The sequence below is a fragment of the Aureimonas sp. AU40 genome, from assembly GCF_001463785.1.
Classification (GTDB): domain Bacteria; phylum Pseudomonadota; class Alphaproteobacteria; order Rhizobiales; family Rhizobiaceae; genus Aureimonas.
In genome coordinates, this window is sequence record NZ_BBWL01000029.1 from 119,583 (window position 1) to 144,226 (window position 24,644).

Here is a 24,644-nt window from a genome sequence, read left to right on the forward strand (position 1 = left end):
GAACGGATCGGCGCGCCGGTCAGCGCGCGTCGGCGGCTTTCTTGTCGGCGAGAATGCCGAGGAGATACATTGCGACGGTCGCGCCCGCGACGGCGGTGATGTCGGCGTGGTCGTAGGGCGGCGAGACTTCCACCACGTCGGCGCCGACGAGCTGAAGGTTCTTCAGGTGATGGAGAACCGCGAGCATCTTGGCGCTGGACGGTCCGCCCGCGACCGGGGTGCCCGTGCCGGGCGCGAAGGCGACGTCGAGGCAATCGATGTCGAAGCTGAGATAGCAATTTGTCCCGCCGGTGCGCTCGTAGATCCGCTTGGCGATCTCGGCGGAGGTGAGGTCCTCGACCTCATGGCCGAACAGGATTTCCACCCCGCCGGTTTCCGGCGCATGGGTGCGGATGCCGATCTGGATCGAGCTGTCGGGATCGATCAACCCCTCACGCAGAGCGGCCGAGACGAAGGAGCCGTGGTCGACACGCGGCCGGCCATGGGTGTCGGTGGCCAGCGGCCAGGTGTCCTGATGCGCGTCGAAATGCACGAGGCTGAGCTTGCCGTGCCGGGCGGCATGAGCCTGCAGAAGCGGGAAGGTGATGGAATGGTCGCCCCCCAGCGTCAGCAGGAAGCCGGTCTTCTCCAAGAGCGCCGAGGCCTGCTCGCGCATGGCGAGATGCGCCCGCTCCGGCAGCCGATAGTCGAGCAGGCAGTCGCCATAATCGACGACCGAAAGCGTCTCGAAGAAGTCGGCATGGAAGGGATATTGCGGGTCGTTGTCGAAGATCGCCGAGGCGCGCCGCAGCGCCTGCGGCCCGAAGCGCGCGCCCGGCCGGTTCGAAACGGCGGAATCGAAAGGAATGCCCCAGACGGTGACGTCCGAGCCCGACACGTCCTTGGAAAAGCGCCGCCGCATGAAGGATAGGGCGCCCGCATAGGTCGGATCGCTCGCGGCCCCCAGCGTGGCGGGGGCGGTGAAGGCGTTGTCGATCGACTGGCTGGCCATGGAATTCCTGCTTCGGCGTGTGGCGCAGAGATAGAACAAGTCGGCGACAGCTTGAAGTCGCTCGATTGCCCAGCATTAGACAAACGAAAAGGGCTCCGGTTTCCCGAAGCCCTTTCCCATTCGTTCGATCGTGAAGCGGTAAGACGATTAACGCTTCGAGAACTGGAAGGAGCGGCGGGCCTTGGCCTTGCCGTACTTCTTACGCTCGACGGTACGCGAGTCGCGGGTCAGGAAGCCGCCCTTCTTGAGCACGGCGCGAAGGCCCGGCTCGTAATAGGTAAGGGCGCGCGAGATGCCGTGACGCACCGCGCCGGCCTGACCGGACAGACCACCGCCGGCAACCGTGACGACGATGTCGAACTGGCCATCGCGCGAGGCCGCGACGATCGGCTGCTGAAGCACCATCTGCAGGACGGGGCGGGCGAAGTAGTCCGCGAAGTCCTTGTTGTTGACGACGATCTTGCCGGAGCCGGGCTTCACCCAGACGCGGGCGACCGCGTCCTTGCGCTTGCCGGTCGCGTAGGCGCGGCCGTGGGCGTCGAGCTTCTGGACATGGACCGGAGCGGCCACTTCCGTGGCGCCGGAGGCGGCGAGGCCCTGCAGCGAGGTCAGGTCGGCCATTATGCAGCCCTCGAGTTCTTGGAGTTCAGCGCCTTGACGTCGAACGCCTCAGGCATCTGGGCTTCATGCGGATGCGCCGCACCGGCATAAACGCGCAGGTTCTTCAACTGGCGACGGCCGAGCGGGCCGCGGGGCAACATACGCTCTACGGCCTTCTCGACGACGCGCTCCGGGAAGCGGCCCTCGAGAATGTCGCGCGCCTTGCGCTCCTTGATGCCGCCGGCATAACCGGTGTGCCAGTAGTAGGTCTTGTCCTGGTACTTCTTGCCCGTGAACACGACCTTGTCCGCGTTGACGATGATGACGTTGTCGCCATCATCGACATGCGGGGTGAAAGTGGGCTTGTGCTTGCCGCGAAGGCGAAGCGCCACGAGAGAGGCGAGACGGCCGACAACGAGCCCTTCGGCGTCGATGACGATCCACTTCTTCACCACCGTCTCGGACTTCTGCGAGAAGGTCTTCATAAATCTACCCTTTGGGTCAGTCACGCGTCAGCCGCGGACTTGACCCCGGCCATACGAAAAAGGCGGCTCGCGCCGCTCTTGATGACGGTTCCATAACGGTGTCGGATGGAAAGATCAAGGGCGGGATGGTGCGAGACGACTGGGCTTTCGATCTGAAAGGATATTTAGATCAGGGGCTTAAGGATGGGGTTTTATGATACCGCAAATTTGGTATCTAGGAACCGTAATGCTGGTTGATTTGGATGTCGCGTTGTCAGCCCGTTTATCCGACCTGCTATCGGCGTTCCTTTCTGTCGGCGCCGGATCGAACTGATAGATTGCGCCTCGTCCAACGCGCTTCGGAGTTTCGCCAATGTCCCATTTTCTCGCTGTCGACATCGACGGAATCGAGCCGGAGGAAAGCCGCCCTGCGCCGGAAAAGATGGTGGCGGGCGAGCCCGTGCATCGGACCTGGAATGTCGAGGAGACCGATGGGCTCTATGCCGGGGTCTGGGAATCGACGCCGGGCGAATGGCAAATCGACTATACGGAATGGGAATATTGCGAGATCCTAGCCGGCGTCTCGGTGCTGATCGAGGAAGGGGGCGCGGAGCACCGGGTCCAGGCCGGCGATGCCTTCGTCCTCCGCCCCGGCTTCAAGGGGCATTGGCGCGTGGAGGAAACCACGCGTAAGCGCTACGTCATCCGGCTTTAGGCTGAAGAGCGACGTCGAACCGCTCGACACCGCGAAAATGGTAGCTGTCGCGAAAGCGCGGCGGCGCGATCGGCTGGAGATCGGGATAACGCTCCGCGAGCGAGCGAAAAGCGAGCTTCAGTTCCAACCGGGCCAGCGGCGCGCCGATGCAGAAATGCACGCCTGCGCCAAAGGAGACATGCGGGATGCGCGGTCGCGACGGATCGAACCGGTCGGGCTCTGGAAACACCGTCGGATCGTGATTGGCGGCAGCCAGGAGCAGGGCGACCTCCTCGCCGGGCTTGAGCGTCGTTCCGCCAAGCTCCACGTCGCGAAGGGCGAAGCGGCGGAAGAGATGGAGCGGCGTGTCGAAGCGAAGGGCCTCTTCCACCGTACGCTCCAGCAGCGGCTCGCTCTCGGCGAGCGGCCCCAGCGACACGCCGGACCGGGCGAAGGCGACCAGGGCATTGCCGATCTGGTGGACCGTCGCCTCATGCCCGGCGTTGAGAAGCAGCACTATGAGCGAGACGAGTTCGGCATCGCTCAGCTTGCCCTTGTCAGTCTCGGCCTCCGCTAGGGCCGAGACGAGATCGTCGCCCGGCTTACGGCGCTTCTCGGCGATCAGCGCCACGAGATAGTCGCGGAACTCGCGCGCCGCCGCATCCGCTGCCAGTTCCACTTCGGGCGTGCGCCCCATCTGGTACATGGCGACCATGGCGTGCGACCAGCGCAGGAGATGGCCGGCATCCTCGCGGGGAACGCCGATCAACCCGGCGATGACGGCGACGGGCAGCGGCTCGGCGAAGGCGGAGACGAGTTCCACGGGGCCGGACGGATCGAAACGGTCGATCAACTCATGGGCAATGGTCGTGATCGTAGGGGCCAGCGCCTCGACCCGGCGAGATACGAAAGCGCGTGTCAGCAGCGTGCGCAGCCGCGTATGGGCGGGCGCTTCGAGATCGAGCAGCGAATGCGCTTCCACCTCTTGGAAATGCCGGAGATGGTCGGCGATCTCCCTCGCTGGGGCGCGGCCGCTGCCGTCCTCCGACAGGACGCGGCCGAAATCGCGCGACTTTAGAACCCGCTCCACGAGCGGTTGCGACACGACCGCAAGACATCCCGCCTCATGCCAGAAGGCCAGAGGGGCAGTCCGGTGGAGCGCGGCATAGGTCGGATAGGGATCGGCGAAGAAATGGGGATCGCGCGGATCGAGCCGAAAGGAGCGCCCATCTTCCTCTATGCGAAACGACGGGGGCAGTGCGGAGGCGGCGGGGGAATCGAGCATTACGACTTCGGCGGCACGGGGACGGATCAGGGCGGCAGGGGCAGCTTGAACGAAAAACGCCCGCCGGGAAAGGCGGGCGTTTTTGTCATGAGAGGAGATGGGCGCTCAGCGCTCGACTTCGATCAGGATCTCGTTGCGACGCATGAAGCCCGGCGTCCAGGGCGCGTTGTAGAACGCGTAGATCGGGTCGCCCTTCTGCTTGAGGTTCTCGTCCGCGAGGTAGTTATAGAGCGTCATGAGCTTCTTCGATGCGGTCGAGGCCGTGAAGTTGCCGCTGAAGCGGATGGAGACCAGACGCTTGGCATCGACTTCCTTGATCGCCACGTCGTGCGAGTTCGGGGTCGGCAGGCTGGCCTTGGTATACTTCTTCGGCATGATGAAGCGGACGGCCCAACCCTTGGTACGGCCTTCGCTTTCCGAAAGCTGCTGCAGCACAGGAACCGTCATGGCGATCTTCTTGCCCGACCGGTTGTTGGACGAGATGAAGTCGTAAAGCGTTTCGAACCCGCGACGGCGCGCCTTCTCGTGGTAGCCGGTCTTGACGGTCTCGGCGACGATCATCGCGTCATAGTCGCGAACTTCCAGATCGCCATCGCGGCGCACGACCTCGTAGTCTGGCTCCTCGGCATGGTCAGCGATCTTCTTCGACACGTAGAACGCCGCGCCGAGCGCGACGATCGCGCCGCCGGCGATCAAGACGGCCGACGTGTTGGGCCGCTCGCGGAAGAAATCGACGCCGCGCTGATAGCCACGCCCGCCCTTGAGGCTGGCGCGCTCGCTGAAGAACGAGGGCAGCGAGTAGGAAGAAAGGCGATCGCGCGCGTCGGACGCACCGTCCGCTAGACTGCGGCCCGCGTCGGATGCGCTGTCGGCAACCGAGCGGCGAGCCTTGTAGAGCTGGGACTTGGCTTCGCTCGCCGAAGGCAGAGACCAGCCACTCAGGAAGGCGGGAATGTAGCGGGAATAGCCGGTGTTGCCGTAGAGACGATCGATCTCATGCTCCACCGCGCGGCGGACGCGCTCGGTCCGGGAGGGACGGAGATGGAGACGGTCCGCAACCTGGGATTCGAGTTCTCCGATGCGCTCGCCGATATCGCTCAAGGCGTCCGTCACGCGCTCGTAGGTCGAAGGCTTGTCGCGGAACATGTCGTTCTCCTCAACTTCGCTGGAGCGTATCGCTGTGCGATCGCCAGACAGACACACGCCTAGCAAGCCGAGCCTGCCAGCGGTGCAATAACGTCGCGCCTCCCGCTTGGTTGCGGCGCGGTGGGAAAATGCCGAAGGGAGATCGTGAAAGATTCGTAACGATTCTGGCAACCTTCGCGGCGGTCAACCACTTTACAGGCATCAGGTTTCTTTCATGGCCTGATACTCCAGCCAAAACTGGGCGGCTCCGGCCGCCCCTTTTTTTGCTCAGATTTTGGCGCGGAACGGCGTCTTGGGCTTCAGGCGTCGGACGATCGCTTCCGCTACGAAGCGGGGCGGAGGGCATAGACGCCGGGCGAACCCGGCTTCGCCACCACGGCCGTTCCGAAGCCGCGCTCCAGAAGACGCGGCTCGACGCTCGTAATCTCCAGACTTCCCGGTTGCGTCGCCCAGAAGCGCGCCTCGCCTCCGCGCACGTCGATATCGACGGCGGTCAGAACTCCGGTCGCGAACGCGCTAGTGTCGAGCGAGACCCGGTTTTCCGTGATATGCGCAAGCGACGGCGTCTGCGGCGTGTGGCCGTGCAGGACGAGTCCTGGCAAGGGGCCGCGATGGTCGAGGAAGGGCGAGCGAATCCACAGGCAGTCGCGGTTTCGCTGCGCTTCGATCGAGCGTTTGGGATCGATCCCGGCATGAACGAAGACGAATGGGCCAAAGGTCGCGAGCATGGCGCTGGCGGCCAGAAGGTCGAGAATTTCAGGATGGTCCTGCCGGATCGTGTCCCTGGCCCGACCGAGAGCCTGGGTATCCACCCCGAAGGAAAGCAGCGTTTCCTCGCCGCCCTGCATCAGCCAGAGATCGATGCCGTCCGCGAACTCTGGATCGCCGAGCAGGAAGCGACGAAACCAGTCGTCGTGATTGCCAAGGCACAGGACGCTGTCCGGCCAGCGCGCGAGCGCGCCGGCCGCAAGCGCCAGAACCTCCCGGCTCGCCGGACCCCGGTCCACGAGATCGCCGAGAAAGACGATCGCGGTCTTTTCCCTCTCCCGATCGGTCGCCTCCACGTGCCGCAGAAGCGCCGAGAGGCAGTCCGCCCGCCCATGCACGTCGCCGATCGCGACGATCCGCTCGATTGCGTTGGGGATCGCGTGGTGGCGGGTCACGGGCGGGCAGGGCGCTGGGTTCATTCTTCTGCGGGGTCCACCCTGTCGAACAGCGCGGTCGCCGCCTCGAAGCGCTCCGCCACGCTGGCCGTCGCGACGGGGTAGACCAGCTTCATGTCGGTCCATTTCCAATCGGCCGGCAGCTTTCGGGTTCGGGCGCCCTCGGCATCGGGCTTGGTGCGGAATGTCGCGGCGACGCCCTTCGGCCCGGCCGCGAGCTTGGCGATCCCGAGTTCCGCGCAGCGCACCCGCGCTTCCGCCAGCATAAGAAGCGTGCGGGCGGGAGCAGGCGGCTTGCCGAACCGGTCCTCTATATCGCTCGCCAGCGCCCCGAGGCTGGCGCGATCGCGCGCCCGGTCGATCTCGGCATAGAGATTGATGCGGGTTTCCTCGTCCGGCACGTAATCGTCCGGGATGCGACCGGCGACGCCCAGCGCCACCTCCGGCATCCATTCGTCGATCACCGAAGCGCCCTTCGCCACGGCCAGCGCGCGCTGCAACACATGGCGATAAAGCGCGAGGCCGACGAACTGGAGATGGCCCGCCTGCTCCTCACCCAGCAACTCGCCGGCGCCGCGAAGGTCCATGTCGCGCGCCGAGATCTCAAAACCGGCCCCAAGGCGGTTCAGCGCCTCCAGGGTGCGCAGGCGGCGGTCGGTCTCGGGCGGCAGCGGCCGGCCCGGCTCGGTCAGGAGATAGGCGACACCGCGCCGGCTACCCCGGCCTACACGCCCGCGCAGCTGGTGAAGCTGGGCGAGGCCGAACCGGTCGGGATGCCAGACGATCATCGTGTTGGCGGCCGGCACATCCAGCCCGCTCTCAATGATGTTGGTGGCAAGAAGAACGTCGCCTTGTCCTTCCGTGAAGCCCAGCATGGTCTCGTCCACCTCGTCGGCTGGCAACTGGCCATGCACCACGGCGAACTGCAGGTCCGGCGCGATGCGCTGGAGACGGGCGCGCATGGGCTCGATGTCCTCGACGCGCGGGCAGACGACGAAGCTCTGGCCGCCGCGCCGCTTCTCACGATAGAGCGCGTCCCGCACCCGGTCGTCCTCGAAGGGCGCCACGACGGTCTGGATCGGCTGGCGCAGAACCGGCGGGGTTGCGACGATGCTGAGATCGTTGAGCCCGACGAAGCTCGCCTGGAGCGTGCGCGGGATGGGCGTCGCCGTCAGCGTCAGGAGATGGGCGTCCTCACCGAGCGCGCGTAGGGTGGCCTTCTGCTTGGCGCCGAAGCGCTGCTCCTCGTCGATCACCATCAGTCCGAGATCGGCAAAGCGGACGCCCTTGCCGCCCACGGCATGGGTGCCGACCACCACACGGATCGAGCCGTCCGCCAACCCGGCCTTGACGCGTTTGGCCTCAGCCGGCGTCGAAAGGCGGGAGAGTTGCGCGACCTCGATGCCGAAATTGGCGAAGCGCCGGGCGACGGTGCGGGCGTGCTGCTGCGCCAGAACCGTGGTCGGCGCGACGATCGCCACCTGCCGTCCACTGAACGCGACGGCGGCGGCGGCCCGCAGCGCCACTTCGGTCTTGCCGAAGCCGACATCGCCGCAGACCAGCCGGTCCATCGGCTTGCCGCTGGCGAGATCGGACAGAACGGTATCGACCGCCAAGGCCTGGTCGTCGGAAAGCTCGTGCGGGAAACGACCGCAGAAGCGCTCGAAGTCCCGCCGATCCGGCTTGGAGGGCGCGCAGCGGCGCTCGGCCTTTTCGCGCGCCATCGCGACCAGCCCTTCGGCCGTGGCATGAACGGCCTGCAGCAGCTTGTTGCGCCGCTCGATCCAGTTGCCGCCCTTCAGCTTATCGAGCGTGACACCCGTTCCCGCGCCGCCATAGCGCCAGAGCGCGCCGACCTCGCGGACGGGAACCAGAAGCGTGGCATCGTCGGCATAGCGAAGGCGGATCGTGTCGCGCTTGGTGCCGTCCTGCTCGACCTCCGACAATCCCTCCAACAGGCCGATCCCGTGGTCGAGGTGCACCAGCGCATCGCCGATCGAAAACATCGCGTCCGCCGGCACGAGCGGCGAAGCGCGATCGGCTCGACTGGCGACCGCCGCCAACCCGCCGATGTCCTGCACGGTCACGACCAAGGCCTTGTGGCCGGGGACGCGGAACCCTTGCGAGACGGGCAGGACGAGACCGAGCGACGCGCCCGGCTTTGCCTTCATCGCGCCGTCCCAGGTCGCGCCGAGCTTTACGGGCCGGCCGAGATTGCGCCGGAAGCGGCGCGACCATTCGGCCAGGAGGGCGGCGTTCGGAGCCGCGAGAATGACCGTCGAACCCGCAGCTTCCTCTGACAGAAGACCGTCCAGCGCGCGCCAAGGCGCGTCTTCGGCGGCGAAGCGAGGAAGCTCGAAATCGTCGTCGCCCGCGTCTTCGTTGATGGTGGCGTCCAGCCGCCCCCCCACCATCGCCTGCCATTCGTCGGCACCGAGATACATGCGCTCGGGCTTGGGCGGCCGGTGGCGGTTCTTGCTCTGGCTGGCTTCCTCGAAGCCGGTGGCGACGGTCTCCAGAAAGGACGAGACACGCAGATCGACCCCGTCTTCCAAAAGGATCGCGGCGTCGCCGACATAGTCGAACACCGTTTCCAGCCCGCCCTCGTAGTGCTGGCAGAGCCAATGCTCACGGCCCACCGATTCGCCACCCGGCGGGGGCGCCGCGCCGGGGACCTCGCTCGCGGGATCGACGATCAGCATGTCACTGCTGGCCAGCGTTCGCTGGGTCACCGGGTCGTAGGAGCGGATGGCCGTGACGCGGCCCTCTTCATGCTCGATCCGGCAGGGCAGCGGCGAGGCGGCGGGAAAAAAGTCGATCACACGACCCCGGATCGCGGCCTCGCCCGGCTCGTCCACCCGGTCGTCGAAGACATAGCCGACACCGCGCAGGAACGCTTCGACCTCGCCGATGTCGATGGGATCGCCCACCCGGAACTCGCGGTGCAGGCCGGACCAGATGCGCGCGGGTGGCACGCGATGAAGCAGCGCCTCGCCCGTTGTCAGAACGATATCCGGCTTGTTGTCGCGATTGGTCAGCCAGCGCAGAACGCCCATGCGCTGCCCCATGACCGAGCGTGACGGCGAGCTTCCGTCATAGGGCAGGCAGTCCCAGGGCGGGAAGAAAGCCATGGGTCGGCCGGGATCGAAGGCCTCGAGGATCGCCATCAGCTCCTTCGCCCGGCGCACGGTCTGCGCGACATAGACAAGGGGGCGGGTCTTGATCTCGGCCGCCCGGTCGCGGATCAGGGCGGCCGTCGCGCCGAGCGGATGGAGGGGCGTCAGGGCATCGACATTCGAGGCCTGCGTTTCGACCGTCACGGATTGCAGCATGGTTCCCCTGAATTCCTAGCCGCCTCACGCGGCCTTTCCTACCAACGTATGTTGGTGCGCAACGATCCCTCTTCGTTTGCCGACTGGTTCGATTCAGGCCCCTGGACGCGGGGCGGCCGGCGCTAGGTAGTGACGGGCAAAAGCAAGGGGAAAAAGGCTGCGATGGCGAAGGACGAGAAGAGCGCCGAGGTGTCGGCAAACCGGCCGCTGAACCGGCTCGACATGGATTCGAGCCTCGAAAAGGACGTTTACGAGAGCCGCCTGGAGGCCATCCAGCTGAAGTTCCGCGAGATCCAGCAGGCCTATCTCCACACGGGCGACAGCGCCGTGGTCGTGTTCGAAGGCTGGGACGCGGGCGGCAAGGGTGGAACGATCCGCCGCATGTCGGCCGTGATGGACCCGCGCGGCTTCAAGGTCTGGCCGATCGCCGCGCCGACGCCGCAGGATCTGCAGCACCACTATCTCTCGCGCTTCTGGGCGCGGCTGCCGGCCAAGGGCGAGATCTGCGTGTTCGACCGCTCGTGGTACGGGCGCGTTCTGGTGGAGCGCGTGGAGGGCTTTGCCAAGCCCGCCGAATGGGGCCGGGCCTATGACGAGATCAACGAGTTCGAGCGGCTGCTGACCGACGCGGGAACGCGGGTGGTGAAGCTCTTTCTGTTCATCACCGAGGACGAGCAGATGAAGCGCTTCGAGGATCGGATGGAGGACCCGCTGAAGCGCTGGAAGCTCTCCTACGAGGATTTCCGCAATCGCGACAAATGGGGCGAGTACGAGGACGCCGCCAACGAGATGCTGGAGCGCACCTCCAGCCGCTCCGCGCCCTGGCTGGTGGTGCCGGCCAACGACAAGCGCTTCGCCCGGATCGAGGCGCTCGGCACGATCGCCGACCGCCTGTCTGAGGGCGTCGATCTCTCGCCCAAGCCCGCCGACCCGAAGCTGGTCGAGCAGTACGAGCGCATGGTGGAGCGGGAGAAGAAGAAGCGGAAGGGATGAACCTCAGCGCAGGGCGCGCCGCATCGGCATCGCGTCGATCACCGCATTGAGATCGCCAATGTCGAAGAGCGCGTCCCGCCGCCATTTCACGCCGCCGTCCTTGCCGATCAGGATCGCCTCGAAGGGCGACGTGGCGGCTCGGCCGAAATGGCGGCGCAGCGCGCCGGCCTCGTGCCGAACCTTCGGGTCTCCGTACAGCGTCTCCACCCGGTCGCCGGCAACGCCGAGAACCACAAGCTCGCGCTCGGCCAGCGCCTTCCGATCGGCCAGGAGCGTGCGGCTCTGGCGAACGAAGGCGGGATCGTCGGCCGAGGGCGCGAAAAGAACCAGGATGCGGTTCTTCCATCGAAGCGCGTCGAGATCGCTTTGGGCGGAGGCCGCGGAAAGACCCGCCACCAAGGTCATCGACGCCATGAGAAGGGTCCATTTCATCGGGGCCACCTTTGCAGCGCTTGTCGGATTCGAACCGACGAAGGCGAGAGATCGTTCCTGAACCCCGCCGACAAGTCCCTTGGCAGGCGAGGGGCGAGGCGATTAGCTCGGCACAACGATCAAGGGGACGATTCCATGGGCCTGACGGTACGCGACCAGGACGCGCTGGTGGTGGTGGATGTGCAGAACGATTTCTGCCCCGGCGGCGCGCTGGCTGTCGTGGAGGGCGACGCGGTGGTGCCGCTTGCCAATGCGCTGGCGCGGCGCTTCCGGAATGTGGTGCTGACGCAGGACTGGCACCCCGCCGGCCACGCCTCCTTCGCCTCGACGCATGGCAAGGCGCCCTTCGAGACGGTGGAGCTGAGCTACGGCACGCAGGTTCTCTGGCCCGACCATTGCGTCCAGGGCACGGATGGCGCGGCCTTCCATCCCGGCCTCGACATCCCCCACGCACGCGCCGTCATCCGCAAGGGCCTGAACCCTGCGGTGGACAGCTATTCCGGCTTTCGCGAAGCGGATCGCACGACGCCCACCGGCCTTGCCGGCTATCTCCGGGATCTCGGCGTCGGCCGCGTCTTTCTTTGCGGCCTCGCCACGGATTTCTGCGTCGCCTGGACGAGCTACGACGCGCGCGAGGCGGGGCTGGACGTGGTTCTGGTCGAGGATGCCTGCCGCGGCATCGATCTGGGTGGATCGTTGGCGCGCGCCCATGCCGAGATGGACGCACGCGGCATCATGCGAAGCACATCGGCCGATCTCGGCTAAGAGACCGGCCGAGAACCAAGCTCAGGCCGCGTCGGCCTGGGCCGAAGTCTTAGGCTCGGACGTGCGCTCGATCCATTGCACGAAGCGGGAGATGTAGGCTTCCAGGAACGCCTTGGTGGCCTCGTCCTTGACCGAACCGTCGTCCGCGAACAGCTCGGGCTTGTACTGGAAATAGACCTCGGGCTGGCCCATCAGCACCACGTCCACAACGTTGAGGACGCTTTTCAGATGGTTCTGGCCCGCCGCCCCGCCGGCCGCGCCGGGTGAGGTGCCGACGAGACCGCCGGGCTTGGTCGCGAACGAGTTCTGCCCATAAGGGCGGGTGCCCCAGTCGATGGCGTTCTTGAGCACGGCCGGGAAGGAGCGGTTGTATTCCGGAGAAACGAAGAGCACCGCGTCGGCCGAGGCGATGTCGTTCTTCAACCGCGTGATGGAGGCCGGCAGATTCTCGAACAGGTCGTCATTGTACATCGGCACGTCGCCGAGTTCGACGAATCGGAACTCCAGACGCCCGGCGGCCAGCTTGCCAAGCGCCTCGGCGAACTTGCGGTTGATGGAGTCCTTGCGGAGCGAGCCGACGAGAACGGCGACCTGTTTCATCTCGAGCCTCTTGGATCTACCCGGGAACGGGGTTTGGTTGCGCGGAATGTCGCGACGCAGCAGCGATCGGTCAACGCCGCCGGGAGGAAACAATCCGTCACCCCCGGCGGCACCGATCGGCTGGATCAGACGGAGACCAGCTCGCGCGTCTCGTCGAACGAGATGTCGGGGTTGCGCTCTCGGGCGTAGCGCAGCTCCCAGTCGCTTTTGGGCAGGAACACGGGCCGCTCGTCGCGGTCGAGCGCGATGCTCATCGTGTTGTCCTTCATGAAGTCCTTGAGCTTGCGCTCGTCGGGCGAGGAGATCCAACGCGCCGTGGCATAGGGCACGGTCTCGAAGCCGATGTCGGTCTTGTATTCGCCCCGGATGCGCGAGGCGAGAACGTCGAGCTGCAGCGGGCCGACGACGCCGACGATCCAGTTCGAGCCGAACATCGGTTTGAAGACCTGCACCAGACCCTCTTCCGCCAGATCCTCCAGCGCGCGGCGCAGCTGCTTCATGCGCATCGTGTCTTCCAGCCGCACACGGCGCATGACCTCGGGCGCGAAGGAGGGCAGGCCCGTGAAGCGAAAGGCGGCGCCCTCGGTCAGGGTGTCGCCGACGCGTAGCGTGCCGTGGTTGGGAATGCCGATCACGTCGCCGGCAAAGGCTTCCTCCGTCAGCGCGCGCTCCTGCGCGAAGAAGTAGATGGGATTATTGACCGCCAGCGGCTTGCCCGAGCGAACATGGTTCAGCTTCATGCCGCGTTTGAAATGGCCGGAGCAGAAGCGAACGAACGCGACGCGGTCGCGGTGGTTCGGGTCCATATTAGCCTGGACCTTGAACACGAAGGCCGAGACCTCGTCGGTGGTCGGCGCCACCGGCCCCTTGTCGGAGGGCTGCGGGCGCGGCGGCGGGGCGAAGCGCGCCACGATGCGCAGGAGCTGGTCCACCGAGAAGTCGCGTAGGGCGCTGCCGAACACGACGGGCGTCAGGTGGCCCTGCCGATAGGCCTCGACGTCGAAGCTCGCATAACCCTCGCGCGCCAGCTCCGCTTCTTCCGCGAAGCGCTCCAGCACATGGGGCGCGATCATCGAGGTGAAGGCCGGGTCGGTGAGCCCCTCGACCTTCTTCAAGCTGTCACAAGGGCCGTTGGCGCGTGTCTTGGAATAGATGAACTCGTCATGGGCGAAGTCGTAGCAACCCTGGAAGTCGGTCCCCATGCCGACCGGCCAGACCTGCGGCGAGACGGTAAGCGCCAGCGCCTCCTCGATCTCGTCCAAGACTTCGAACGGGCTGCGGCCCTCGCGGTCCACCTTGTTGACGAAGGTGATGATGGGAATGTCGCGCAGGCGGCAGATCTCGAAGAGCTTGCGCGTCTGCGACTCGATGCCCTTGGCCGCGTCCACCACCATAATGGCGCTGTCGACGGCGGTAAGCGTGCGATAGGTGTCTTCCGAGAAGTCGCTGTGGCCCGGCGTGTCGAGCAGGTTGAAGGTGATGCCCTCGCGCTCGAACGTCATCACCGAGGAGGTGACGGAGATGCCGCGCGACTGCTCGATTTCCATCCAGTCGGACCGGGCACGCCGGTTCTCGCCGCGCGCCTTCACGGCGCCCGCCATGTTGATGGCGCCGCCGGCCAGGAGCAGCTTCTCGGTCAGCGTGGTCTTGCCGGCGTCGGGGTGGGAGATGATGGCGAAGGTGCGACGGGCGGCATAGCCGGTCGGCACGGCGGACGCAGCCTGCGTCAGGTCCGTTGCGGCGCTCATGAATTCAGCCTCTGTGGTCTCAAGGGCCGCGATCACAGCGCGGCCGAAAATCACTCGTGCCGTCTCCATGCCGCTTGCGCGCCCTAGCTGCAAGCGCGGCGGCGCTTTTCTCTTGCGCCTACAAAGGCGTGAGAAGAGGCCTGGAGGGCGAGAGGCCGGCGTTTGACCGGCCCCTCGCATGTCATGTCTACTTGCCGAAGCTGATGCGCCAGAGCTGCGTCGGTAGGCTGGCGGGCGCGTCCGGCTTGAAGAAGGCGGAGTCCTGAATGTGCGAGGTCGTGACGTAGATCGAACCGTCCGGCGCTTCGCTGAACGTGTCGGGCCAGCGCAGACGGTCGTCCTTCACCAGGATCTCCGGCTTTCCGGTCGGGCCGGCGGCGAGGTCGCGCCGCTTCACCGCGTCCTCTTCCGGCGCGGTGACATACATCGCGCCGCTTTCGCGCCCGATCAGAAGGCCGTCGGCGACGCCGTTCTCGCCGAAGGGCTCGACCGCGCTGGACACGTCCTCGCCCTTGAGACCTGCTCCGACCAGCGTTTCGGTCGGGATGCGATAGAGCGTCTTGCCCTTGATCGCCTGCCAGTAGAGATGCTTCCCGTCCTTCGAAAGGGCGATGCCGTCCGCCGAGAACTCGACGCCGCGTCCGTCCGGCCGGCGCAGCGGCTTGCCGTCGGCCTTGACGGTGAGGCCCTTCTCGACCTGCGTCGAAGGGTGTCCGTCGAGCACACGCTTTGTCTTGCCGCTTTCGAGGTCGACCACGAGAAGCGCACCCTTGGCGCCCGAATCGGTGATGAAGGCGTGGCGTCCGTCCGGCGAGAAACGAACGTCGTTGAGATAGGAGCCCTGGGGCGCCGCCGTCTCGTCGAAGGCGATGGTCTGACCGACCGTGTTGGTGGCGAGATCGACCCGCACCAGCTTCGGCCCGCCCGGCACGAGCAGCGCCTGCGCGGGCGCGGCGGCATCCAGCACCCAGACATGGCCGCGCCCGTCCGCAACGACGCTTTGGACGCAGACCCAATGGTTGGCCGGGTCCATCTCATCCTTCTTGGCGTTGCGCCAGGCGTTCCAATCGTCGCTGGGATAGGGTTTCAGTGTACCGGCTTTGGTCAGCTCGGCGACGGAAACCGGCGAATCCTCCGTCCAGCGGGGGAAGTTGACGAAGACGCGACCGTCCTCGGCCACCGTCACGCCGGTCACCTGATGCGGAAAGTCGGCGAGCTTTTCCAGCTTGGGTGCGGCGGCCGGCGCCGCTGTCTGCGCCAGGGCTGCGGGGGCGGCGGAGAGGAGCGTCGCGGCCAGCAAGGTGGAAGCGAGGCTCGCGCGGCGAGCGTGGAAAGCCTGTCTCATGGGCCGACCCTCGCCGAGCCCGCTTCCGCGCCGTGTTCGTCCTTCAAGGTGGTGCTGGCCGGGCCGCCGACGCTTTCGACGCCCCATTCGTCCCGCGCCTCGGCGCCCGTCCGGTTGAGCCGAACCTTCCCGTCCTCGACCGCGTCCACGCTATCCACATGGATGAAGTGATGCTCGCCGCCCGCCGCCGGGTCGGTGCGCGTCAGCTTGATGCGCGCGCCCTCGACGCGGTCCACCGTCCCGACATGATCGCCGTCGGAGCCCAGGATCTCCATATGCTCTTGGATGTGCGTGCTGTCCGCCATGGTCCAACCGTCTCGCTTTGAGGCTTCGGGGCGCCCGAGCGGGCGCCGTCCCAGCAGCAATCCGAAGCGGATGAGGCCGTTCCCGCCTCGTGAGGCGGCTGACGACTTTCGATGGGCGGCTCAGGAAACGCCGACCAGCTCGTCCGTCACCACTTCGAAACGCGACAGGATGGCCGAGCCGAAATTGGTGGAGAGGGCGACGTCCGTCGCGTCCCGGCCCGTGGCCATGAGGATGCGGCCGATGCGCGGGAAATTGTGCCGCGCGTCGAACGTGTACCAGCGGCCACCGAGATAGACCTGGAACCAGGCGCTGAAATCCATGGGCGAGGGAACGAAGCTCACGCCGATATCGCCGAGATAGCCCGTGCAGTAGCGCGCCGGTACGTTCATGCAGCGGCAGAGCGTCACCGCCAGATGCGCGAAGTCGCGGCACACGCCCGTCCGGTCGATCCAACCGCCATAGGCCGAGCGGGTGGAATCGGCGTTCTGGTAGTTGAACGTGATGTGGTTGTGCACGTAGTCGCAGATCGCCTGCACCCGGCCCCAACCCGGTGCGGTGTAGCCGAACTGGCTCCAAGCGAAGCTGGCGAGCTTGTCCGTGTCGCAGTACCGGCTGCCCAGGAGATAGACCAGCACCTCGTCCGGCAGGTCCTGCACCTCGTGTTGGATCGCGCCCCAGTTGACCTCGTCCGGCTCGCCCGTGTCCTGAATGTCGAAACTGGTGGTGATATGCGTGAGGCCCGGCGGCGCGACGATGCGCGTGCAGCTGTTTCCGAACCCGTCGGTGTACTTGCGCGGCTGGACATATTGGTCGAACTGCAGGACCTGATCGGTCAGGAGGTCGTGCCGCCGCGAGGGGTGGATGTCCAACATGAGCAGCATGGGCGTGGACTGAGCACACTCATACCCAAGCGTGAAGCCGGCCCTGATCTGCATTCGATACTCCTGGTTCTACGGCAAGGATCGCCGTTTCGCTATGAAGCCATCAAAACTGCACAGGTTCCAGTCTTTTAGAAATTTGCATCCTTGTTGGGCAGATGAGCCGGGAGCAAGGAGGGAGGCGCTTCGTCTTCCGTCGTGACGTTCACCTGCACCTTCATGCCGAGACTGTCGGTCGAGGCGCCCGAGAACGTGCCCGACAGGGGCGTCGCCTGCGAGGGATCGCGCACCACGGCGACACGGATCAAATCCCTGTTGCCGACGATGCCGTTGGTCGGGTCGAACTCGATCCAGCCGGCGCCTGGCAGAAAGACCTGCGCCCAGGCATGGGTGGCGCCGCCGCCCAGCGTGTCCGAACCGTCGCGGTCGGGAACGTAGATATAGCCGGTGACAAAACGCGCGGCGAAGCCCAGCACCCGCACCGCCTCCATCATGAAGAGCGCGAAGTCCCGGCAGGTCCCCTTGCGCGTCATCAGTGTCTCGAGCGGGGTCTGCGTGCCCTTCTCGTGCCGCCGCGCGTAGGAAAAGCTTTCGCGGATCGCATAGCACAGCGTCATCAGGAGCTTGCCCGTGTCGGTGTGCCGCTCGCCCGGGGCGAGGAAGCGGCGCGCCCATTTGCCGATCTCGTCGCCGGGATCGGGATAATGGCGCTCGATCGTGCGGCCGAGATCGATCCGGTCGTCCGCGCCGTATTCGAACGGATAGGTCAGCACCTCTGGGTCGATGCGGAAGTCCGGCGCGGCCTGCGGGGAATGGTCCACCGTCAGCCGGGCGTCGAAGGACAGGCGCTTGGCCGTACCCTCGAAGCTGTAGAGCGCGACGCAATTGCCGAAGGCGTCGTGAATCCACCTCGTGTCGCTCGGCTTTGGCTCGATTTCCAGCGTGGAGGAAATCAGACGCTGGTCGTAGCTGTCGCGCGGGCGAAACAGAAGCCGATGCTCGCCGAAGGACACCGGGCGGGCATAATAGAACACCGTCTTGTGGCGAACCGAGAAGACGGTCATTCCAGCTCCTTCCATGAAGTCGAAAGACCTTGCTTAGCGGTTGCGAGGCCGGCCCGGCAAGCCGGCGGCCCGCAAGAGCGGGGGGCGCCAGCCTCATTCTCGTCGCAGCCTCGGCCGATAGGCGTTGCCACCATCGCCTTCGCGATTGCACAATCGCCGCAGGCCCCATGCCCCTGTCGGAGACCTCGCCATGTCGGGACCGCGCATCGAAGCGCTCTTGTCGCAGATGACGCTGAGCGAGAAGATCGGCCAGCTCGTCATGCTGGCCGCCGGCTTTTCCGTGACCGGCCCGATCATCGGCGGTGATGCGTCCGGCGCGGTGCGCGAGGGGCGGGCGGGGAGCCTGCTCAACGTTTTCGGCCCCGGCGCCGTGCGCGACATTCAGCGCGTCGCGATCGAGCAGTCGCGCCTCAAGATCCCGCTGATCCTCGGTTTCGACGTGGTGCATGGGCATCGCACGGTGTTTCCCGTGCCGCTCGGCGAGGCGGCGGCCTTCGACCCCACGCTCTGGGAACAGACTGCGCGGGCCAGCGCGCGGGAGGCAGCGGCGGACGGCGTCGCCCTGACCTTCGCGCCCATGCTCGACGTGTCGCGCGATCCGCGCTGGGGCCGGGTCGTGGAAGGGGCGGGCGAGGACGCGTTCGTCCAGTCCCTGTTCGGCGCGGCCAAGGTGCGCGGCTTCGAGGGCGAGAGCCTTGGCGAAAGCGGCACCGTGGCCGCGACGGTCAAGCATTTCGTCGCCTATGGCGCGGCGTCGGCGGGCCGCGACTATGCCTCCACCGACATGTCCGAGCGCACGCTACGGGAAACCTACCTGCCGCCCTTCCAAGCCGCGATCGCGGCCGGCTGCGCCGCCGTCATGCCCGCCTTTTCCGATCTGTCCGGCGTGCCGATGACCGCCAACGGGCCGCTTCTCAACGGCTGGCTGCGGGGCGAGGTGGGCTTCCGGGGCGTCGTGATCAGCGACTACAACGCCGTGGCCGAACTCGTCGCGCATGGCGTCGCCACCGATCTGGCGGAAGCGGCCGCGCTGGCGCTGCGGGCGGGCGTCGACATCGACATGATGAGTGGCGCCTACGAGCAGGGCCTGCCGCTGGCGCTGGAGCGCGGGTTGGTGACGCTCGGTGAGATCGAGGCGAGCGTGCGGCGCGTGCTGGAGCTCAAGGAGCGGCTCGGCCTGTTCGACGATCCCATGCGCGGGTTGGGCTCGGACGGGGCGGCGTCCTTGATGGCGGCGCATCGCGAGCTGGCGCGCGAGGCCGCGCGGCGCTCCGCCGTTCTCCTGCGCAATCGCGGCGACATTCTTCCCCTATCGGAGCTGCCCCAGCGCATCGCTCTGATCGGCCCGCTGGCCGATGCGCCGACCGACATGATGGGCAGCTGGTCGGGCGCGGGCGAGGCACGGGACAGCGTCACCTTTCTCGAGGGTCTGCGTGCGGCGCGGCCCGATTGCGACATCGGCCATGCGCGCGGCGTCGGCGTGGACGAAGCGGACGAATCAGGCCCCGACGCCGCTCTGGCCCTGGCGCGCGAGGCCGATCTGGTGATTCTCGCCATTGGCGAAGCGCGCGACATGAGCGGCGAGGCGGCGAGCCGGACCGGGCTCGACCTGCCGGGGGATCAAGCCAATTTCGCCCGCACGGTGCTGGACCTCGGCCGGCCGACCGTTGTCCTCCTGTCCTCCGGCCGGCCGCTCGCGGTGCCGTGGCTATTCGAGCGGGCGGGCGCGGTGCTCGCCACCTGGTTTCTCGGCAGCGAGGCCGGCCATGCCGTCGCCGACCTCCTGACCGGTCGCGCCTCGCCCTCCGGCCGACTGCCGATCACCTGGCCGCGCTCGGTCGGTCAGGTGCCGATCTTCTTCGGCGAGCGTCCCTCCGGGCGCCCAGCATCGGACGGGCACTACACCAGCAAATATATCGACCTGCCGACGACGCCGCTCTTCGCCTTCGGCTACGGCCTGACCTATGGCCGCGTCTCCTATTCCGCGCTCGGCGTCGAGCCGCCGAGACCGAGGCGAGGGGACACGATCACGGTGGCGGTGGACCTCTTCAACGACGGCGAGCACCCGGCCGAGGAAACAATCTTTCTCTTCATTCGCAAGCCCGTGGCGCGCGTCGCCCGGCCGCTGCTCGAACTGAAAGGCTTCAGCCGGCTCAGCCTTGCTCCCGGCGAGCGGGCGCGCACCGTGATGGCGCTGCCCGTTTCGGCGCTGGCCTTTCCCGGCCCGGACCTTCGGCCCGCTGTCGAGCCTGGAGACTATGAAATCCTCGTCGGGCCTTCGGCGGACCGGGCGCAGCTCCTGCGGCAGGTCGTCCATGTCGAGGAAGGGGGGGCGTGATGCCGGAGACGAAGCGGGATCGCCGGTTTCAACCGACCCGGCGGGACGTTCTCGCCGGCGGCCTTGCCCTGGCGGGGGCGGGCCTTATCGGCGCGACGGGCGTGGGAGCGAGCGCGCTGGAGGGCGCGAGAGGTCGGCTGGTTCTGACCCTGGAGACGGCGGGTCCTGTTTCGGCGGAGGCGGCGCTGGCGCAGGCCGCCCCCTTGCTGGCCGGCGATGGCTTCGGGGTCGGCGCCGTCGATCTCCTCGTCGCGGAAGGCGCGCGCCCGGCCGGCTTTGCGGGGCGGCTTCTCACGCCCGCCGCCTTGATCGCTCTGCCGCCGGAAAGGCTGGCCCGCCTGCTCGCCGAGCCGGGGCCCGCTCAAATCACCGCGCCTTGGTCCATCGCGCCCCCGCCGACGGCTTTGGCGCTAGATCGCCTCGCAACGCTTCTCGGCTTGGTGCCGGAACTTGCCTGCTGCGTCGTCGCGCTTCGCGGAACGAAGCGTCTGCACGCCGATGAGCAAATCCGGTACGAAGCCTCGTTGGCACCGTTCGCGCGGACGCTTCGCGGCTAATGCGGCCTCTCCGGTTCGCTCGGGGGGAGGCGGCGAAACGACACCGCTTTGACGATGGCGAAAACGGTGCGCCCGACGGCGAGGTTCAGCTCTTCCACGGAGCGACGGGTGATGCGGGCGAGGACGATGTCGCCCGAGCAGTCCAACCGCAGATCCGCGCTCGTCGGGTCCGCCGCGTCGATGGAAAGGATGCGGCCCGGCGCGATGTTGAGCGCGCTTAAGCCCGCCGGCGGCCGTGTTGCGATCATCACGTCCCGCGCCCGGATGCGCAGGCGAAGCGACGCGCCGATCGGGGCATCGAGGCTCGGAAGCTGGAACACCGCTCCCGCAAGCGCGACGGCCGTCAGCCCATAGGGGCGGTCTTGCGACAGGACCCTTCCGGCGAGTTCGCTGCCGGGCTCCTGATCCGCTGCCAAAGGGAAGAGATCGAGCCGGTCCATGACGCTGCGCGCAGGCCCTTCGGTCACGACTCGGCCATTCGCCAGCATGACGAGATGCGAGGCGAGCCGGCGCACTTCGGTCACGGAGTGACTGACATAGAGAATCGGCACGCCGGCCTCGTCCCGCAGCCGCTCGATATAGGGGATGATCTCGGCCTTGCGCGCTTCATCCAGCGCGGCCAGCGGCTCGTCCATCAGGAGAAGCCGAGGGCTGGCGAGGAGCGCCCGGCCGATCGCCACCCGCTGCTTTTCCCCGCCCGAGAGGCCGGCGGGCCGCCGCCCGAGCAGGACCGACAGGCCTAGGAGATCCACCACGGCGTCGAGCTCCGTCCGGCGCTCGGCGCGCGGCGCGAACCAGCGCCCGAACAGGAGATTCTGGCGCACGCTGAGATGCGGAAAGAGCCGGGCGTCCTGAAACACGTAGCCGATGCGGCGGCGATGGGCGGGCACGAAAAGCCCACTCGCCGTGTCGCAGAGAACGCGCTCGTCGATCGCGATCCGTCCCGCGTCAGGCTTGGCGAGACCGGCGACGAGATTGACCAGCGAGGTCTTGCCCGAGCCCGATTGGCCGAACAGAACGGTCAGCCGCCCCTCGGCGCGAAAGCGGATGTCGAAATCGAAGGCGCCGAGCCTCTGCTGAACGTCGATGTCGAGGCTCATGCGGCGGCGACCCGGCGGCCGAGCCGCGTCGCCAGCCATTCCGACGCGATGAGCGCGCCCATGGACAGGGCCACCGACAGCGCCGTCAGGCGCAGCGCGGCGCCGTCGCCGCCGGGAACCTGGGTCAGCGTGTAGATGGCGGCGGGCAGGGTCTGCGTCTGGCCGGGAATGTTGGAGACGAAGGTGATCGTCGCGCCGAACTCGCCCATCGCCTTGGCGAAGGCGAGGATCATGCCCGCAAGGATTCCCGGCGCGACCAACGGCAGGGTGACGGTGAGGAACACAAAAGCGGGGCTCGCGCCAAGCGTTGCGCCCGCGTCCTCCAGCTTGCGGTCCACCGCCTCCAGCGACAGGCGCATCGCGCGCACCATGAGCGGGAAGCCCATGATGGCCGAGGCCAGCGCCGCCCCGGTCCAGCGAAACGAGAAGACGAGGCCGAACCAGGATTCGAAGAAAGCGCCGAGCGGGCCGCGCCGACCGAAGAGGATCAGCAGCAGATAGCCGGTGACCACTGGCGGCAGAACCAGCGGCAGATGGACGATCCCGTTGAGCACCGTCTTGCCGGGGAAGCGTACCCGCGCCAGAAGCCAGGCAACCAGCAAGCCGAAGGGCAAGCTGGCCAGTGTCGCGACGCTGGCCACCAGAAGGCTCAGCCGCACGGCCGTCCATTCTTCCGGGCTGAAGGCCCACCAGGGTTCCATGAGCGCGCTTGCCGCTGCGTGCGCTAGCGGTTCGTCGGCAGGATGCTGAAGCCCTGCTGGCGGAACAGGGCCTTCGGCTTCTCGCTCTTCAGGAAGGCCAGACAGGCGCGCGCGTCCTCAAGACCACAAGCGACGAAACCCTTCGCCAGCCATTCCCGAATCGACATGCGTGATTCCCCGTCCCGATATGTCGATCTGGATATAGCGGGAATTTTCGGCGGGAAAGACGGGTCCGGCTGGGCAGCGAAGAATCCCGCACCCGCAAATAGAAAAGGCCGGCACGAGGGCCGGCCTGTCCGAACGTTGCGGGTTCGGTTTCGTCAGAGGCTGCGAAGCGTCGCGTCGGTTCCGATCACCGCGCCGCCGCCGTTGGTTCCGGTCTGGATGTCGGTCACCGTCCCGATCCCCGGCGCGGAGGAGCCGACCTTGACGCGAACGAGATTGTCGCGCGTCGCCAGGAGAGCCTCGCCCTTGAAGATCTGGACGATCTGGTAGTCGCTGGGCTTGGCATCAGCCACGGACGCGACGCTGACCACCGGCATGGGAACGGGGATGCCCTCGTTTGCGGGAGCCTCGGCTTCGGCCGTGCGGCCGGTCGCGTGGCTGGAGGCCTGCGTCAGGAGGTAGGTGCCGCCGGCGGCCGACACGAGGGCGAAGGCGAGGGCGCCGCCCGCCATGATCTTGACCTTGCGCGACAGGCCGCGCTTGGCCGGCTTGCCGCCCTCTGCGGTCTGCACCGTCGCCGCTTTCGTCTTCTTCGCCACCGTCTGCTCCATTCGCGGTTCGAACATGGGGCGAGGATGGGCGGGCCGCGTGCAGGACGAATGGAGAAACTCGTTAAACTGCGAACCATTCGCGGCCATACGGCACGTCCCGGCCTGCCGAGGTCGGGTTGCATCGCTGCATGGTGAAAGCCTCGGAACCACAGGGCGCGCGATTTATCTCGAATTGAATCCTCCGCAAGCGGCGCAACCCTGAGAAGAACCACCTGAGGTTCTCGCCTCCCCGTCATCGACAGGAGCGGTACCGCGCGGCATTGTCGCGGCTTCCGGCTGTTGGCGCGTCGATGCGCGCCGCCGGCACGGAGCGTTCGGTCCATGGCGGTGGTTCGGTTGCGGCAGCTCGATGCCTTGCGCGGTCTCGCGGCGGCGAGCGTGGTGCTCTATCACTTCACCGTCGGCTATCCCCTGCGATTCGACTGGCTGGGCGCGCCGCCGGCGCTAAGCGTGCCCTGGGGCGGTTTCGCGGTGCGCGTCTTCTTCGTCATCAGCGGCTTCGTGATTCTCATGACGCTGGAGCGCTCGGCCGGTCTCGGCGCCTTCATGCGCGCTCGCTTCGCCCGCCTTTATCCCGCCTATGCAGCCTGCCTCCTTCTCACCTTCGGCCTCATCGCCGCGACGGGCTTCAACCCACGGTCCGTCAGCGGTGAGGACGCGCTGGCCAGCCTAACCATGGCGCCGACCCTGATCGGCTTCGGCCATGTCGAGGCCGCCTACTGGACCCTGACGCGCGAGATCTGTTTCTACGCCCTGGCGGGCTGCGCCTTCTTCGGGCTCGGGGCGCGGCATTTCGATCGCTTCGTGGTGGCTTGGCTGCTCTTCTCCGTCGCGGCGAATCTCAGTGTCGCCGGGCGCAATTTCTATGCGCCGCAGACGCCGATCGACGTTCTCTCGATCGTCCTGAACGTTCAGTTTTCCTATCTCTTCGCGCTCGGCCTCTTCGCCTGCCGGCTTTATCGCGGGCAGGGGACACCGCTGGTCATCCTCGGCATCGGCCTTGCCTTCGTGGCGTCCGCCGTTTCAGAATGGCTCGTCCTGCAACGGCTGGATCTTACGGCCCCGGCGAAGACGCTGCTTTATGCCGCTCTCGTCTTCGCCTGCGCCAAAGGCATGCTTCGTCCGCTGAACAATCGCGTCTGCCTCGGTCTAGGCGCTCTGTCCTACGCCCTTTATCTCGTCCACGAGACGATCGGCTTCTTCGTGATCCGACAGCTTCAACAGGCGGGCGTCTCAGCCTCTCTCTCGATTCTTGCGGCGCTGCTCGTCGTCGGTCTCCTGGCTTTCGCCGTCCGCGCCCTCGTCGAGGTTCCTGCACAGCGCGTTCTCGCGCCATCGCGGCGCCCGCAACTCGCCTGAGACGAGA

The 24,644-nt window shown here is 66.8% G+C and carries 23 protein-coding genes and 1 pseudogene; 6 read left to right on the top strand and 18 right to left on the bottom strand.

Going from position 1 to position 24,644, the window contains the following annotated elements; all coding sequences use genetic code 11:
- Nucleotides 1–19 precede the first annotated feature (19 nt).
- From speB to rplM, 3 genes are all read right to left on the bottom strand, one after another.
- Nucleotides 20–991 (bottom strand): agmatinase, encoded by a 972-nt coding sequence (gene speB, locus AUL32_RS09710; protein ID WP_062114210.1) that lies wholly within the window; start codon nucleotides 989–991, stop codon nucleotides 20–22.
- Nucleotides 992–1,138: 147 nt separating this feature from the next.
- Nucleotides 1,139–1,612, bottom strand: coding sequence for a 30S ribosomal protein S9 (gene rpsI, locus AUL32_RS09715; RefSeq protein ID WP_061976533.1), 474 nt, complete (start codon nucleotides 1,610–1,612; stop codon nucleotides 1,139–1,141).
- Entirely contained in the window at nucleotides 1,612–2,076 is a 465-nt protein-coding gene (gene rplM, locus AUL32_RS09720; RefSeq protein WP_061976532.1) for a 50S ribosomal protein L13, read from the bottom strand. Before rplM ends, rpsI begins: the two co-directional genes overlap by 1 nt.
- A gap of 352 nt (nucleotides 2,077–2,428) precedes the next feature.
- Between rplM and AUL32_RS09725 the strand changes: the two genes are divergently transcribed.
- On the top strand, nucleotides 2,429–2,770 hold the full coding sequence (locus tag AUL32_RS09725) for a cupin domain-containing protein (protein WP_062114213.1): 342 nt from the start codon (nucleotides 2,429–2,431) through the stop codon (nucleotides 2,768–2,770).
- Here AUL32_RS09725 and AUL32_RS09730 read toward each other — a convergent pair.
- From AUL32_RS09730 to AUL32_RS09745, 4 genes are all read right to left on the bottom strand, one after another.
- Complete coding sequence (locus tag AUL32_RS09730; RefSeq protein WP_082659475.1) at nucleotides 2,757–4,034, bottom strand: cytochrome P450; 1,278 nt, start codon at nucleotides 4,032–4,034, stop codon at nucleotides 2,757–2,759. The two genes, AUL32_RS09725 and AUL32_RS09730, sit on opposite strands and share 14 nt — an antisense overlap.
- Nucleotides 4,035–4,139: 105 nt before the next feature.
- The gene (locus tag AUL32_RS09735; RefSeq protein ID WP_244493232.1) at nucleotides 4,140–5,180 is read right to left on the bottom strand and encodes an SOUL family heme-binding protein; all 1,041 of its coding nucleotides are present in this window, start codon (nucleotides 5,178–5,180) and stop codon (nucleotides 4,140–4,142) included.
- Between the two features lie 323 nt (nucleotides 5,181–5,503).
- Nucleotides 5,504–6,367: a metallophosphoesterase gene (locus tag AUL32_RS09740; RefSeq protein ID WP_082659479.1), complete on the bottom strand. Its 864-nt coding sequence runs from the start codon at nucleotides 6,365–6,367 to the stop codon at nucleotides 5,504–5,506.
- A complete protein-coding gene (locus tag AUL32_RS09745) occupies nucleotides 6,364–9,675 on the bottom strand; it encodes a transcription-repair coupling factor (protein WP_062114219.1) in 3,312 nt (1,103 codons plus the stop codon). Before AUL32_RS09745 ends, AUL32_RS09740 begins: the two co-directional genes overlap by 4 nt.
- Nucleotides 9,676–9,837: 162 nt before the next feature.
- Between AUL32_RS09745 and AUL32_RS09750 the strand changes: the two genes are divergently transcribed.
- Nucleotides 9,838–10,668 carry a polyphosphate kinase 2 family protein gene (locus AUL32_RS09750; RefSeq protein WP_062114222.1) on the top strand — a complete coding sequence of 277 codons (831 nt, stop codon included), beginning with the start codon at nucleotides 9,838–9,840 and terminating at the stop codon, nucleotides 10,666–10,668.
- A gap of 3 nt (nucleotides 10,669–10,671) precedes the next feature.
- Here the strand turns inward: AUL32_RS09750 and AUL32_RS09755 are convergent, their stop codons facing one another.
- Nucleotides 10,672–11,100 carry a DUF4174 domain-containing protein gene (locus AUL32_RS09755; RefSeq protein WP_062114225.1) on the bottom strand — a complete coding sequence of 143 codons (429 nt, stop codon included), beginning with the start codon at nucleotides 11,098–11,100 and terminating at the stop codon, nucleotides 10,672–10,674.
- 135 nt (nucleotides 11,101–11,235) lie between these two features.
- Between AUL32_RS09755 and pncA the strand changes: the two genes are divergently transcribed.
- The gene (gene pncA / locus AUL32_RS09760) at nucleotides 11,236–11,865 is read left to right on the top strand and encodes a bifunctional nicotinamidase/pyrazinamidase (protein ID WP_062114227.1); all 630 of its coding nucleotides are present in this window, start codon (nucleotides 11,236–11,238) and stop codon (nucleotides 11,863–11,865) included.
- 21 nt (nucleotides 11,866–11,886) lie between these two features.
- Here the strand turns inward: pncA and AUL32_RS09765 are convergent, their stop codons facing one another.
- The 6 genes and pseudogenes from AUL32_RS09765 to AUL32_RS09790 form a co-directional block, all read right to left on the bottom strand.
- On the bottom strand, nucleotides 11,887–12,465 hold the full coding sequence (locus AUL32_RS09765; protein WP_062114230.1) for an NADPH-dependent FMN reductase: 579 nt from the start codon (nucleotides 12,463–12,465) through the stop codon (nucleotides 11,887–11,889).
- Between the two features lie 125 nt (nucleotides 12,466–12,590).
- On the bottom strand, nucleotides 12,591–14,213 hold the full coding sequence (locus AUL32_RS09770; protein ID WP_062114306.1) for a peptide chain release factor 3: 1,623 nt from the start codon (nucleotides 14,211–14,213) through the stop codon (nucleotides 12,591–12,593).
- Nucleotides 14,214–14,400: 187 nt separating this feature from the next.
- A complete protein-coding gene (locus AUL32_RS09775) occupies nucleotides 14,401–15,558 on the bottom strand; it encodes an SMP-30/gluconolactonase/LRE family protein (protein WP_062114232.1) in 1,158 nt (385 codons plus the stop codon).
- 83 nt (nucleotides 15,559–15,641) lie between these two features.
- Nucleotides 15,642–15,863, bottom strand: a pseudogene (locus AUL32_RS09780) (DUF2171 domain-containing protein); the annotation flags it as partial.
- A gap of 120 nt (nucleotides 15,864–15,983) precedes the next feature.
- Complete coding sequence (locus AUL32_RS09785) at nucleotides 15,984–16,799, bottom strand: transglutaminase-like domain-containing protein (RefSeq protein ID WP_062114235.1); 816 nt, start codon at nucleotides 16,797–16,799, stop codon at nucleotides 15,984–15,986.
- Nucleotides 16,800–16,873: 74 nt separating this feature from the next.
- The gene (locus AUL32_RS09790; RefSeq protein ID WP_062114238.1) at nucleotides 16,874–17,806 is read right to left on the bottom strand and encodes a transglutaminase family protein; all 933 of its coding nucleotides are present in this window, start codon (nucleotides 17,804–17,806) and stop codon (nucleotides 16,874–16,876) included.
- Between the two features lie 190 nt (nucleotides 17,807–17,996).
- On the opposite strand from AUL32_RS09790, the gene AUL32_RS09795 reads away from it, so the two are divergent.
- The gene (locus tag AUL32_RS09795; RefSeq protein ID WP_062114241.1) at nucleotides 17,997–20,144 is read left to right on the top strand and encodes a glycoside hydrolase family 3 N-terminal domain-containing protein; all 2,148 of its coding nucleotides are present in this window, start codon (nucleotides 17,997–17,999) and stop codon (nucleotides 20,142–20,144) included.
- Nucleotides 20,144–20,701 (top strand): hypothetical protein, encoded by a 558-nt coding sequence (locus AUL32_RS09800; protein WP_062114244.1) that lies wholly within the window; start codon nucleotides 20,144–20,146, stop codon nucleotides 20,699–20,701. Before AUL32_RS09795 ends, AUL32_RS09800 begins: the two co-directional genes overlap by 1 nt.
- Here the strand turns inward: AUL32_RS09800 and modC are convergent.
- The 4 genes from modC to AUL32_RS09815 all read right to left on the bottom strand — a co-directional run bounded on the left by modC (nucleotide 20,698) and on the right by AUL32_RS09815 (nucleotide 23,266).
- Nucleotides 20,698–21,801 (bottom strand): molybdenum ABC transporter ATP-binding protein, encoded by a 1,104-nt coding sequence (modC, locus tag AUL32_RS09805; RefSeq protein WP_062114309.1) that lies wholly within the window; start codon nucleotides 21,799–21,801, stop codon nucleotides 20,698–20,700. The genes AUL32_RS09800 and modC overlap by 4 nt on opposite strands.
- A complete protein-coding gene (modB, locus tag AUL32_RS09810; protein WP_062114247.1) occupies nucleotides 21,798–22,502 on the bottom strand; it encodes a molybdate ABC transporter permease subunit in 705 nt (234 codons plus the stop codon). The genes modC and modB overlap by 4 nt, the downstream gene beginning before the upstream one ends.
- A gap of 23 nt (nucleotides 22,503–22,525) precedes the next feature.
- Entirely contained in the window at nucleotides 22,526–22,669 is a 144-nt protein-coding gene (locus tag AUL32_RS25170; protein WP_156421407.1) for a hypothetical protein, read from the bottom strand.
- Between the two features lie 153 nt (nucleotides 22,670–22,822).
- The gene (locus AUL32_RS09815) at nucleotides 22,823–23,266 is read right to left on the bottom strand and encodes a hypothetical protein (protein ID WP_156421408.1); all 444 of its coding nucleotides are present in this window, start codon (nucleotides 23,264–23,266) and stop codon (nucleotides 22,823–22,825) included.
- 333 nt (nucleotides 23,267–23,599) lie between these two features.
- Here AUL32_RS09815 and AUL32_RS09820 point away from each other — a divergent pair, with 333 nt between their 5' ends.
- The gene (locus tag AUL32_RS09820) at nucleotides 23,600–24,637 is read left to right on the top strand and encodes an acyltransferase family protein (RefSeq protein ID WP_062114268.1); all 1,038 of its coding nucleotides are present in this window, start codon (nucleotides 23,600–23,602) and stop codon (nucleotides 24,635–24,637) included.
- The last annotated feature ends 7 nt before the right edge of the window (nucleotides 24,638–24,644 follow it).